This is a genomic window from Gorillibacterium terrae (assembly GCF_051594785.1).
GTDB lineage: Bacteria > Bacillota > Bacilli > Paenibacillales > NBRC-103111 > Gorillibacterium.
Genome location: NZ_JBPPGI010000004.1, coordinates 248,957 through 261,849, shown reverse-complemented (window position 1 = coordinate 261,849; position 12,893 = coordinate 248,957). Strand labels below are relative to the sequence as shown.

Sequence of the window (12,893 nt, the reverse complement as noted above, 5' to 3'; positions counted from 1 at the left end):
CGATTGGACGGAAACTGCCTTACTTGTTCGCCGTGGTATACCAGGCGTTCATCTCGTCATAATTCTCCTGACCGCCGGCGGCATTGAACTTCTTCACGAAATCCGACAAGCCGGAGACCTTTTCTTCGCCGACGAAGACCTTGACCAGGTAATCGTTGAGCATCTGGTTCATGGACGCCGCGTTCTTGGAATTGATCGGCATAGACGGAGCGAGCGAAGTCGGATCGAGCACGCGCGCTTCGGCCGGAAGCACGTTGTTCAGGTAATTGAAGCCTTCGAACAAGCGCATGTCCTTCTTCACGCGGGCCTGCCAGTACGTCGGGTAATTCTTCTCGTCGATGCCGGTCAGGTAGTTGTTGGCCTGGTTGCGTTCATCGTTGAACGCCGGGAGAATCGGGCTGTAGGAGCCGTCTTTGACGGTGTAGTGCTTGCCTTCTTCGCCGATGGCGATCTCCTTGAACAGATTGTCTTCGAGCTTGGCGTTGATCCATTTGATCGTGTCTTCCGGATGCTCCGAAGATTTAGGGATGAAGGAAATTCGGTCAAAACCGGCGCTCATCCCGAGTCCCTGCTTGCCGTCCGGTCCCTTCAGGGCCGGCAGGAAGGCGATCTTGGCATCGGGGAAATTCTTCTGCAGCGCGTCGGTCACCGTCGGAATGTCCCACCAGGCCATCGGGGCGACGCCGATCTTGCCGCTGGTGAACTTCTCCTTCATCGTCGCGTCCTTGTTGACGGCAAATTCCTTATCCAGCAGGCCGTCCTTGTACAGACCGGACATGTAGGTCAGGTAGCCCTCGAACCCGGGATTCAGCGGCGGCGGCACCAGCTTGCCGTCCACGTCCGTCCAGTAGTTCGCCAGGTTGAAGGCGCCGGTGAGGTTGGCCACCATGGGGCTTTCGCCGGTGATGGTGAAGGGAGCGCCCTTGTCGCCGTTGCCGCCCGGGTCTTTGTCTTTGAACGCTTTCAGAACCGCCGTGAATTCCTCGACCGTGGTCGGCGCCTGCAAGCCGACCTTCTCCAGCCAGTCGGTCCGGATCATCAGGCCGTAGCTGGCGAACGCCGAAGAGCGGTTGCCGATGCCGTAGATTTTGCCGTCGATCTTCAGGGCGTCCAAGGATTCCTGCGATAGCTTGGCCTTGATATTGGGACCGTATTGGTCGATGAGCGGTCCAAGGTCGATCAGGGCGCCCTTCTTGGCATAATCGCCGTAGAGGGAACGGTCGGCATTGATCGTCACGAGGTCGTAGGATTCGCCGGAAGACATCAGCAGGTTGAGCTTGTCGTTCACTTTGTCTTGGGGAAGCATGTCGTATTTGACCTTGTACCCCGTCTTCTCCTCGATCAGCTTGGCGACCGGATACGTGTTGTAATCCTCGTTCATCCAAATGTTCAGCGCGTGAAGCTGTGGCTTGGCTTCGCTCGCGGCCTTGGTCGGAGCGGCGGACGTTCCCGCAGACGCCGACGGATCGGCGGACGGAGAAGCGTTCTTCGATGAACCGCAAGCGCTTACGGATACCGCCAGACCGACGCACAGCGCCGAGGTCAGCCATTTCTTGTTCGCAATTGCCATTTGATATCCCCCTCATGTCATGTTCTATGCAGTGGTGATCTTGCCTGCAAAACGGATGTATGAAACGCTCCGCGGTAGCGTGTTCATCGGGAAGAAGAGACTGCTGGTGGAGACCGGACCGGTCAGCCCTTGACCGAGCCGATCAGAACGCCTTTGATGAAGTACTTTTGCAGAAAAGGATAGACGATCAGAATCGGGACGGTAGACGCGATGACGGTTGCGGAACGGATGCCCTCCGGCGACATGTTCATCATATCCTCTGCGCTCTTGTTGAGCGCCGTGGACGTGTCGGCCTCCATGACCACACTTTGCAGATAGAGCTGGAGGGTCTGTTTGGTCGATTCGTTGATGTAGATCATCGGACCGAAATAATCGTTCCAGTAGCCGACGGCGTAGAACAGGGCAATGGTCGCGATCACCGGCAGGGAAAGCGGCAGGATGATGCGGAACAGGATGGTGTAGGTCTTCGCGCCGTCGATGCGCGCCGACTCCTCCAGCGCTTCCGGCAAGCTCTCGTAGTAGCTTTTGATGACGAGCAGATTGAAGACCCCGATGAGGCCGGGCAGAACGAGCACCCACAGATTATTGATGAGATGGAGCTGGCGCATCAGCAGGTAATTGGGAATCAGCCCGCCGCTGAACAGCATGGTGAAGACGAACAGCACCATCACGAAGGAAATTCCGGGAAGAAACCGCTTGGACAGCGGATAGGCCGTAACCGCGGTAAAAAGAATCGACAGCACGGTTCCGACGACGGTAATGCCTACGGACAAGAGGAACGCATGGCTGAATGTGGACGAGGTGACGACCTCGCGCAGCGTGTCGAGCTGAAAGCCGACGGGGAAAATCCCGACCTTGCCGGAGACGATCGCCCATTCCTCGCTGACCGCCTTCGAGAAGACATTCAGGATGGGCAGCAGCATCATCAGGCTGATTGCAATGAGAAAGACGTAAGCGAACGTATCCAGCAGCCAGTCGCCTGCGGTTCGTTTCATGTTGAGAGGCCTCCTTTTACCAGATCCCGCGGTTCAGCAGCTTGCGGCTGACGAAGTTGCCGGCGACGACGAGGATGAACCCGACCACCGAGTTGAACAGGCCGACGGCGGTACTGAAGCTGTAATCCATCTTGCCGAGGCCGACCCGGTAGACATAGGTACCGATGACGTCGCCGGTCTTGTAGACGATCGGATTGTACATGGTGAGAATCTGCTCCGTCCCGGCATCCAGCACCGAGCCGAGCCGCAGGATGAACATGAGGGCGATCGTGGGCAGAATGCCCGGCAGGGTGATGTGAATCATCCGGCGGATGCGGCCCGCTCCGTCGATTGCCGCCGCTTCGTACTGTTCCTGCTCGATCCCGGCGATGGCGGCGATGAAGACGATGGCGTTCCAGCCGACCTCCTTCCAGCCGGCGGTGAAGACGACCAGACTGCGGAAGTAGTCGTTGCTCATGAAGAAGTTGACCGGCTTGCCGCCGATGGCCTCGATCAGATGGTTGACCAGCCCGCCCGAGGGAGACAGGATAGTGACAAAGAGGCCGGAGATGATCACCCACGAGAGAAAATGGGGCAGATAGACGATCGTCTGAATCGTTCGCTTGAAGACCATCAGGCGAACCTCGTTCAGGATCAGGGCGAGGAAGATCGGGATCGGAAAGAGGATGACGATTTTATAGACGCTGATCAGCAGCGTGTTGGTGAAGACGGCGGCGAATTCCTCCGAGTGCAGGAGCTTTTGAAAATGCTCCAGCCCCACCCACGGGCTGTCTTTGATTCCGTCAAAAATATTGAAATCCTGGAACGCGATCACGATGCCGTACATCGGGGCGTATTTGAACAACAACAGAAAGAGCAGACCGGGGATCAGGAGCAGGTAGTAATCGCGGTTTCGCCACGCGAACCTCCACCTGCCCTCGCGCTTTCTCGCGCGTTTTCGGCCGACCGGGCCGACGCCGCTTTCCGTCAGGACTTGCACTTCCGCATTCATCGAGGCACACCTCCGTTGCTTATGGCCTCATTATACGAAAGCTCCCCGGGACGCCTGTAGAGGGTAAACCTACTATTTCTGGTCTCTCGCTACTGCTTCTTCGCCATCCATCGGAATTGCTTTCAGATGGACCGTAATCGTCGTGCCGGTTCCCGGCGCGGTCTCGATGGACAGGCCGTAGCCGTCGCCGCAGAAAAAGCGAATCCGCTCGTTCACGTTATAGAGGCCGTAAGAGGTTCCCGAGCCGTCCGTGCGCAGGTCCGGACGCGGCTCGGTGAGCAGCCGCCGGGCGAATTCCGGGTCCATCCCCGTCCCGTCGTCCGCGACCGTGAGCCGGATGCCGTCTTCATCCAGCCACGCCCGGATGCGGATCGTCCCCTGCTTGGCGGGAGATTTGCGGATGCCGTGAAGGAGCGCATTCTCCACCAGCGGCTGGAGCGTCAGCTTCGGAATGCGGTAGCCGTTCAGCTCCGGCCCTTCTTGAATCTCGTAGGCAAAGGTAGAGGGAAACCGGTTCTGTTGGATATCGAGATACACCCGGGCCAGCTCCAGCTCTTCGGCGATGCCGACCGTATCCTGCCCCTTGCTCAGGCTGAGACGGAAATACCGGGCGAGCGCCTCGATCATCTGGCTGGTGTCCTCCGCCCCGTGGGCGATGGCCGACCAATTGATCATATCGAGCGCGTTGTAGAGGAAATGCGGATTGATCTGGGCCTGGAGGGCGCGCAGCTGCGCTTCGCGCTCTTGAACCTTGGCTTTGTAGGACTCCTCCATCAGGCCGTTGACCCGGCGGACGAGGCGGTCGACGCTGCGCTCCAGCAGGCGAAAGTCGCCGGGGGGCACGGGACGCCGCTCCTCCAGCCACTCCACCCCCTCCAGCCGGATCGTGCCGATGATCGTCTGCACCCGCTTCTTCATCCCCTGCACCGTGAAGGTCAACAACAGGAACGCGAGCAGCAGATACAGCACGGTCATGCCGATGATCGTGGCGATTCCCGCCGCTTGTCCCTGCGAAGCGGAGCGGTGGGACAGCTCGGATTTGGAAACCGGGGCGACCAGCTTCCAGCCGGTGGTTCCGACGGAGGCGAAGATGGCGTAGCCGCGGGTCTCGCCGTCTCCAAAGGCGGCGATGCCCTCCGGCGACCGGCCGACGGCCGCGAGGGCTTCGGACGGCGGCTCGGTGCGGACATCGCCGGCCTCCTCCGGCGCGGCGGACCGGTACACCACGCGTCCCGACGCATCCAGCAGGAACGGGGCATAGCGGGAAGAAAACCGCATCTCGCCGAGAATGGTGCCGAGCACCTGCTCGGGAACGTCCACCGCGAGAACGCCGACCTGCTCGTCGAACCGCTGCGGGTTACGCAGCAGCCGGACTGCGGAGAAGATGCTCTGTTCGCCGCTGTCCGTATAGGTCTGCTTGTAGACGCCCGTCCAGACGATCATCCCGTTCGCAGCCTTGACCTCCGGGTACCAGGAGTAGGCTTCGAGCGTATCGAAGGGAAAGACGTTGATGTTATCCCGTGCGTAGAGACGCGATGGATCGACGAAGAACCGGACCCGGTAGATATCGGTGTTGGCTTTGGCCGTCTCGGCCAAATTGCGCAGATTGGCCAACTGATCGAGCTGGGCCACCACCTGCTCCTGCTTGACCAGATTCTTGTACAGCGTCTGGTTCATGAACACGGAATTGGACGTGTCGCGGATATGCTCCAGCTTGTAGGACAGGTTGAGCGAGGCCTGCTTGACGGTCTGCTGCATCGAAGCGGTGACCTCTTCCTCAAGAATGTTCGAGGAGCGCTGGTAGTACGAGAACAGAAACACGGTCGCCGGCACGAAGATCAGGAGCACGTAAGCGATGATCCAGTTCTTGGCGGCGAACAGCCCCTGGGCGAGATCAAGCAGCAAGGCTTTCATTCGGCGGAACGCGGCGGGCAGTTTGGGCATGGGCGTTAGCCTCCTAAATCTGGCGGTCCCGGAAGGCGCTCGGCGTCAGTCCGGTCATCTTCTTAAACACCTTGCTGAAATGGCTCGGATCGGAATAGCCCACCGCTTCGCTGACCTCGTAAAACTTCGTCTGCGGGTCGAGCAGCAGCTCCTTTGCCCGCTCGATCCGCACCTTGGTCAGGTACTCGAACAGCGTCTCTCCCGTCTCCTGCTTGAACAGCAGGCTGACATACGTCGGGCTGAGGTAGACCCCGGCCGCGATCTCCGCCGCCGTCAGGTTTTCCCGGTAGCGTTCGCCGATGAGGCGTTCGATCCGCTCGATCACATTGCCCGCCCGGCCCCGGCGCTTCTGGCCCACGGCCGCGCACAGCTCCAGCAGGTAGGCTTCGGTCAGGCGCTGCAAATCCAGCAGCGTCTCCTGCTTGAGCGCCCGCTCCCACACTGCAAGCTCCCGCTGTTCCCATTCCTCGGTCAACAGGTTTCCCTCCAGCAGCACGCGGCCGGAGAGCAGCACCAGATGCAGGGCGGCGTTGCGTTCGTAGGCGAAGCCGGGAGAGCGGTTGTGCGCCAGGCGCTCGAAGATGCCGGCAAGCAGGGCCTGCAGGCCGTCCGCGTCGCCTGCGCGAAGCAGCGACAGCACCGCCTCCTCCGTATCCGCTTCCAACCGGAAACGGCTGCTGTCGGCCACCTCCATGCTGTCCACGGTGAGAATCCGGTTCTTGCCGAGGTACCACTTCTGGCTGGCCGCTTCCCTCGCCTGCTTGTACGACAGCGGCAGCTCCGCGAGCCGGCCCGTTTCCTCGCCGACGCCGATGGTGACGCTCAGCTTCAGCCAGCGGCCGAGGTTGCCGCGGATGGCTTCGGCCAGGGCGAGCAGCCCGTTCTCGGTCGACGCTTCGTCTTCCGCCTCCTCGTCCCCTCCCCGGACGGTCAGGATGGCCACGTATTCGCCGAGCGCCTTCTCGAAGGCGATGCCCTTTGTCTCGCGGTGAATCAGCTCCTGAATGATATTGAGCACGGCATAGGACAGCAGCTGCTTGTCCCGCTCCGAGCGGGGCTCCATCGTGTCGGCCAGGTCGTCGAGCAGCACCACCAGCACGAGGTACCTCTCGGCCTGAAGAAAGGATAACTCCAGGAACGCCAGCCTTTCCTCGGATCGGGCTACCTGGACGCCCTCGGTAATGGCGGACAGCAGGAATTTTTCGCGCAGGAGCGGCATGCTCTGCGTCAGCTTCACCTGCATCTCGTTCACCAGCTCCCGCTCGCGCTCCTCGGCGTCCAGCTCGGCGACCACCTTGTTCAGCACCTCCGTCAGTTCCCGGCGGCTGATCGGCTTGAAGATATAATCGACGGCCTGCACCTGCAGTGCCGATTTGAGGTAATCCGTGTCGTTGTGTCCGCTGATGAAGACGATCTTGGCGGAGGGAAGCTGGCTGCGCAGCCGGACGGCCATCTCCGTTCCGTCCAGCTTGGGCATCTTCACGTCGGTCAGCACGATGTCGGGCCTACGATCCAGGATAAGGGCGAGTCCCGTGTCGCCGTCATCGGCCGTGCCCGCGAGCTCGATGCCGAGCGACGGCCAGTCCACGAATCGGGTAAGGCCGTTCAGGACGGACGGTTCGTCGTCGACAATCACCAGAGTTTTCATGCAAGAACCACTCCCTTCTGTAAGGAAACGACAAAAAAGCCTTGGAGCCCCTTCGCCGGTTTCCCCTTCCATTATGGAACGGGCAGGGCAGGGCTTCCAAGACTTTTTTTCCCAATTGGGAGCGAATGGGACGGTTAATCCCGCTTCAGCAGTTCGGCCAGCTTGGCCAGCGCGGCGGCGCGGTGGCTGACGCGGTTCTTCTCGTCCATCGTCATCTCCGCCAGCGTCTTGCCGTAGGCCGGCAGATAAAACAGCGGGTCATAACCAAACCCGCTGGTTCCCCGGCCCTCGGCCAGAAGGTAGCCGGGGCAAGTTCCTTCGGCATGAATCCAGGTTCCGTCCTGCGGGTCATAGAGGACGAGCACCGAGATGAACCGGGCGGCGCCGTAGACGAGAGGTCCGCCGTCCTCCGCAAGCGGGGCGGCCTCCATCCGCTTCGCCAGTTCGCGCAGCAGCTTGGCGTTGTTGGCCGCGTCGTCGGTCGGCTCTCCTGCGTAGCGGGCGGAATAGACGCCGGGCTCGCCGCCCAGCGCTTCCGCCTCCAGGCCGGAGTCGTCCGCCAGCACCGGAATGCCGAGACGCTGGGCGATCTCCCGCGCCTTCTTCAGCGCATTGCCGAGGAAGGTATCCTGGTCCTCGACGATATCCGGCAGCTCCGGGTAATCGAGCAGGGTCCGCACCTCGTAGCCCAGCGCGCCGAACAGGGCCGCAAACTCGCCGGCCTTGCCCTTGTTGCGGGTGGCGATGAGAATCGCCTTGGCTGTCTTCTCCGTCACCGGTTTACCTCCCAACCAGCTCGGCCAGCGGCCCGAGCGCCTTCTTCTGCTCCGCGATGGCCGAACCGATCCCCTGCTCCGCCAGACGGAGCAGCGCATCGAGCTCCTCGCGGCTGAACGGCGATTCCTCGCCCGTTCCCTGGACCTCGACGAATTTGCCGCCGCCGGTCATGACGACGTTCATGTCGACCTTCGCCTTGGAGTCCTCCTCGTAATTCAAGTCGAGCAGAGGCGTCTCACCGACGACCCCGACGCTGATCGAAGCGAGGAAATCGGTCACCGGGAACTTGGCGAAGGGCTTCTGGACGTGCAGCTTATGAAGAGCCTGAACCATCGCCACGAATGCGCCGGTGATGGAGGTCGTGCGGGTGCCGCCGTCGGCCTGAATGACATCGCAGTCAAGGGTGATCGTCCGCTCGCCGAGCTTGTCCAAATCGACGACCGAGCGCAGCGCACGGCCGATCAGCCGCTGGATTTCCATCGTGCGCCCGCCGAGCTTGCCCTTGGCGGCTTCGCGCTGGTTGCGGGTTTGGGTCGCGCGCGGCAGCATTGAATATTCCGCCGTCACCCAGCCCTTCCCTTGTCCTTTCATAAACGGAGGAACGCGCTCCTCCACAGTCGCGGTGCAGATGACCCGCGTGTCGCCCACCTCGATCAGCACCGAACCCTCCGCATGCTTGATAAAGGACGGTGTAATGGCCACCGGCCGAATTTCATCCTGTTGTCTTCCATCGTGTCTCATCGGGATCCTCCATCTTTCCGTACGGGCCGTATGTAGCCTGGCCGCGTTTCTTTCGCTATTTTACCAAAGCAGGGGAGGAAAAGCATCTCCGTCTTCCGGAAACTCCTCTCCTCCCCATTATGGATTCCGGCTCCCGATTTATTCCCGGTCCGCTTCAGCTCTTGAACGGGTTAATCGCTTCCGGCCGTTCTACGGGCTGCGAATAGGCCGTGTTGTCGAGGGCGCTGACGGCCGGCTTGCCGTTGACGGACAGCTGAACCTGCTTGGCCTTCGTGTTCTCCGTCAGCGAGAGCACCACCATCTCCACCGCCTCGGGAGTCGCCTTCTGGTCCTGATCCAGGAAGGCGCTGCCCAGGTCGGCGCGGATCAGGCTGTTGTCGTCCGCCTCGTTCACCCCGAGGATCTTTGTCTCCGCCGACAAGGCGGTCATAAGCCCCGTAGCGACGTCCGGTCCTTTGACCAGCTCCTGCAGGGTCGCCTTGGCGATGTCGTTCGTCCGGCTCGTCAGCCTCGTGACCGGCACGTAGTAAGCGAACTGCTTTTCCGTCCGGTTGGTGAAGTAGAGCACGACCGCCGTGGAATGCATCGGGCTTACGCCGGGAGCGAGCTCGAGGTTGATGCCCATGCTGCGGTCAAGCGGCTGATCGAGCGGCGTGCCGTCTTCCGGCATCTGGGGCAGCGGCTGGCCCTCCACCAAGAGCTTCACCTTCTCGACCGTCGGGAACCCGGTCAGCGTCCAGGTGAGCGCCTCCAGAATCCGCCGTTCGTCCAAGGCGTTGTAATGGGTAAATTCGGCGGACAGGTTGACCGTTGCCAGCCGGTTTTTGTCCACCGATAAGCTGAGCACCTGGGTACCCTTCGGTACGAGCTCCGTAAAGCCGTCCGGCAAGAGCGCTTCTCCCGGTCCGCCTTCCACCAGGTACTGCAGGGCGGTGAGCGGACGATTCCCGCTCTCGGGCAGCGGCACGCTGATCGGAACCACGTAGCCCCGGGAGTCCTTGACATAGAGCTCCGCCGCCGAGCCCGCTTTTTGGCTCACCGCCGCTCCCGTGAGGACAACCTGTCCCGCCGCGGCTTGTCCGGCCTTGGCGGCCGCGTCCGATTGGTTCATCATCACCTGTGCTTCGTCGGGGGGCGGATCGATCGCCTGCGACTCCTGCGTTTTCAGCGAGCAGCCGCTTGCGGCCAAGAGAATCGCGAAGGCGGCGGGCAGGATGCGGACCGGTTTGCCGAATTTCATCGGATGATTCCTCCTTATATCCATGGTACGAGCTGGTTTCCCTTCTATGTATACGAGCCCCTGCGCATTTTATACCGGGAATTGGCTACAATGATAGAGATTGTCAAGCGCAACACGGATCCAAAGGAAGGAGCGACTTCATGACCGTCAAATACAATCTGGACAGCGTCAAGGTGGAGCGGGCGGCCCGGGAATGGCTGGTCGAACGGGGCGTTCAAACGGAGCAGATCGCCAAGCTGGTGCTGGACGCCCAGAAGGAATATTACCCGGCGCTCACCGCGGACGAATGCACCGCCGCGGTCAACCGCGTTCTGTCCAAGCGCGAGGTGCAGAATGCAATCCTGCTCGGCATCCAGATCGACCGCTTCGCCGAAAAGGGCCAGCTCGATTCGCCGCTGCAGGAGCTGATCGAGAACGACGAGAAGCTGTTCGGCTGCGACGAGGTGCTCGCCCTGTCGATCGTCAATGTCTACGGAAGCATCGGCTTCACCAACTACGGCTACCTGGACAAGCTGAAGCCGGGCATCCTGGCCAAGCTGAACGACCGAACAGACAACGAATGCCACACCTTCCTCGATGACCTCGTCGGAGCGGTGGCCGCTTCGGCCTGCAGCTATATTGCTCACCGGCAGCAGGCCAAGGCGGAGCAGGAGCGCTCGGGCCTGCCGGGCGCCGGAGAAACCGTCGGCGCTTCGCTCACCGGAGCGGACGGCGCTCCCGCCGATTGAAAACAGCCGCTTTCGCCGAAGGATCGGCGGAGCGGCTGTTGAACTGCGGCGCGGCAATCGTTGGGGCTTCCCGCACCGGAGGCAGGCAATGGATGGATGACGGTGCAGTGAATGCGGCAGCCCGCCCGGCGGTCCGCTACTTCCGGCCTTCCCCGACGCGGCAGGCCCGATAGCGGATGAGACCGTCCCGCTCCTCTCGTTCGGCGAGACCGAGCGCTTCCAGCCGAATCAGATGGGCGATGGTCTCCGACAGGGCAAACCGCAGTGAATGCACCGTCAGTTCCTTTCCGAAGTAGGCTTCGCACAGCTCGGCCGCGCTCAGCGGCACGGCGAGCGCCGCCGCCATCTTGGCCAGGCGTTCCTCGTGGTGGCGGGCGATCTCGGCCGCGCGCCCGGGAAGGTCGGGGAAGGGATCGCGGTGGCCGGGAAGCGCAAGCTGCACGGGATAGTGGGCGATCTCGGCGAGCGAACGCAGATACGAACCGAGCGGATCGCCGTCCTCCCCGGGGATGAAGCTGATGTTGGGCGTGATTCGCGGCAGCACGTGGTCGCCCGCGAGCATCAGCCGCTCCTCCGGCTGATACAGGCAAAGGTGGCCGAACGCATGACCCGGCGTGTGGATGGCCAGCCAATCGGCGCCGCCCATGCGGACGCATTCGCCGGCCCGCAGCTCCGTGAGCTCGGGCTGCGGGTTGACCTGCAGCAGGAAGCTCTCCAGATGGGTCCGCATGTCCGCCAGCCTGGCGGAGCCGAGCCCATGCTGTTCAAACAGCCGCAACGTCTCCCCGGCAAGCGGCGTTCCCGGTCCCCACAGCCGTTCGACCTGCCGCCGTCCCTCCGGCGACAGGAGAACGGGAGCGCCGCCGCTCCGCTGCTGAAACCATCCGGCGAGCCCGTAATGGTCGGGATGATGGTGGGTCAGCACGATGCGGGAGAGCTTGGCGGGCTTCAGATCCAGCTCCGCCAGAACCCGCTCCCAGACCGCTATTGCTTCGGGCGTATGAAGGCCGGGATCGACGAGCGACCAGCCGCGGTCCGCTCCCGCTTCCGACGAGTCCGGGATCAGGTAGCTGTTCACCCAGCGCAGGGGGAAGGGGAGCGGAATCCGCACGCGGACGATCGAGCCGGCCAGTCCCGCCTCGCCAGGAGGCAAAAGCCGTGCAGAGGCTGCGTTCTCTTCCTCCGGCCGGGCGGACGGAGACTGCCCCGATCCGCCGCTGAGGCCGCCCGGCGCTAAGGATGACGGGGATGCGGGCGATGTCGCGGCGAACAGCAGAGCGCCCGGCCGGTCGTAAGGGACGCGCTCCGTCATCTACGCGCCCTCCTTCGTTCCGACCAGAATGAGCCGCTTGGATTCCTCCTCGGAGTAGGTTCCGCTGTCGTAATCGCCGTGGACCTGATCGAGCTTGAGACCGGTTCCGGCCAGAAGCCGCCTGAAGTCGTCGAGCCCGTACAGCCGCACCCGTTCCCGGTAGCAACGGTCCGGCTTGCCCGGCTCGGACAGCACGATGCGCTTGCAGACATAGCCGTTCTCGATCGAGCGGCTCTCCCGGATGGTGATGGCTCCGTCCTGCCGTTCCGAGGAAGGCACGAGATGGCGTTCGACGAAGCGGGCGTTCAGGAAGTCGATCAGGAAGCGGCCGCCCGGCGCGAGCAGCCGCCCGATCTCCCGAAGCACGGCCCCGTTCTCCTCATCCGTCTCGAAATAACCGAACGAGGTGAACAGATTGACTACCCCGTCATAGGGACCCTGGAGAGGGACCCGGCGCATGTCTCCCCGGACCCACTCAACCTGGCCGCGCTCGTCCAGCCGGCGAGCCTCGGCGAGCAGCACCTCGGAGAGATCCATGCCGGTCACCCGGTAGCCCTCTTCGGCCAGCGCCAGCGAGTGGCGCCCCATGCCGCAGCACAGATCGAGGATGTTTGCTCCCGGCGCAAGCGTGAGCCAGCCCGCCATCCGGCTGGCCTCCGCCTGGGCCCCCTGCATATCCCGATGCTTGTAGACGAGCAGGTAGTCCTGCCCGAAGCTTTTCTCGTACCATGCCTCTGCCATAAGGTTCATTCTCCTCTTTGTGCGACCGATCGCGGTAAATTTCTTCTTAATCCCATTGTAAGGTCGCCGCACCGGACGCGCAAACCCCGCCGCTGATTCTGAGTTGATCCATCCGGGGTAATAGGGTGGTAGGCAATCTGTCACGGAAGCGCACGTCGGTTTCCTACATACGCATACGATGACCGCCATTGTCGATTCATTCACTC

11 protein-coding genes are annotated in these 12,893 nt (G+C 62.1%); 1 reads left to right on the top strand and 10 read right to left on the bottom strand.

What is annotated here, in order from left to right; translation table 11 throughout:
- Positions 1-19: 19 nt before the first annotated feature.
- The 8 genes from ACSEXS_RS16270 to ACSEXS_RS16235 all read right to left on the bottom strand — a co-directional run bounded on the left by ACSEXS_RS16270 (position 20) and on the right by ACSEXS_RS16235 (position 9,906).
- Positions 20-1,570 (bottom strand): extracellular solute-binding protein, encoded by a 1,551-nt coding sequence (locus tag ACSEXS_RS16270; RefSeq protein ID WP_438434291.1) that lies wholly within the window; start codon positions 1,568-1,570, stop codon positions 20-22.
- 122 nt (positions 1,571-1,692) lie between these two features.
- Entirely contained in the window at positions 1,693-2,565 is an 873-nt protein-coding gene (locus tag ACSEXS_RS16265) for a carbohydrate ABC transporter permease (RefSeq protein ID WP_438434290.1), read from the bottom strand.
- Between the two features lie 16 nt (positions 2,566-2,581).
- A complete protein-coding gene (locus ACSEXS_RS16260) occupies positions 2,582-3,556 on the bottom strand; it encodes an ABC transporter permease (protein ID WP_438434289.1) in 975 nt (324 codons plus the stop codon).
- 72 nt (positions 3,557-3,628) lie between these two features.
- Entirely contained in the window at positions 3,629-5,500 is a 1,872-nt protein-coding gene (locus tag ACSEXS_RS16255) for a cache domain-containing sensor histidine kinase (protein WP_438434288.1), read from the bottom strand.
- Positions 5,501-5,513: 13 nt separating this feature from the next.
- Positions 5,514-7,148, bottom strand: coding sequence for a response regulator transcription factor (locus tag ACSEXS_RS16250; protein ID WP_438434287.1), 1,635 nt, complete (start codon positions 7,146-7,148; stop codon positions 5,514-5,516).
- Between the two features lie 134 nt (positions 7,149-7,282).
- Positions 7,283-7,924 carry an RdgB/HAM1 family non-canonical purine NTP pyrophosphatase gene (rdgB, locus tag ACSEXS_RS16245; RefSeq protein WP_438434286.1) on the bottom strand — a complete coding sequence of 214 codons (642 nt, stop codon included), beginning with the start codon at positions 7,922-7,924 and terminating at the stop codon, positions 7,283-7,285.
- A gap of 4 nt (positions 7,925-7,928) precedes the next feature.
- Positions 7,929-8,666, bottom strand: coding sequence for a ribonuclease PH (rph, locus tag ACSEXS_RS16240; protein WP_438434285.1), 738 nt, complete (start codon positions 8,664-8,666; stop codon positions 7,929-7,931).
- A gap of 154 nt (positions 8,667-8,820) precedes the next feature.
- A complete protein-coding gene (locus tag ACSEXS_RS16235) occupies positions 8,821-9,906 on the bottom strand; it encodes a GerMN domain-containing protein (RefSeq protein ID WP_438434284.1) in 1,086 nt (361 codons plus the stop codon).
- 140 nt (positions 9,907-10,046) lie between these two features.
- Here ACSEXS_RS16235 and ACSEXS_RS16230 point away from each other — a divergent pair, with 140 nt between their 5' ends.
- Positions 10,047-10,634: a phosphatidylglycerophosphatase A family protein gene (locus ACSEXS_RS16230; protein ID WP_438434283.1), complete on the top strand. Its 588-nt coding sequence runs from the start codon at positions 10,047-10,049 to the stop codon at positions 10,632-10,634.
- 136 nt (positions 10,635-10,770) lie between these two features.
- Here ACSEXS_RS16230 and ACSEXS_RS16225 read toward each other — a convergent pair whose 3' ends face one another.
- Positions 10,771-11,946 (bottom strand): MBL fold metallo-hydrolase, encoded by a 1,176-nt coding sequence (locus ACSEXS_RS16225; RefSeq protein WP_438434282.1) that lies wholly within the window; start codon positions 11,944-11,946, stop codon positions 10,771-10,773.
- The gene (locus ACSEXS_RS16220) at positions 11,947-12,687 is read right to left on the bottom strand and encodes an SAM-dependent methyltransferase (RefSeq protein WP_438434281.1); all 741 of its coding nucleotides are present in this window, start codon (positions 12,685-12,687) and stop codon (positions 11,947-11,949) included.
- Positions 12,688-12,893: the final 206 nt, after the last annotated feature.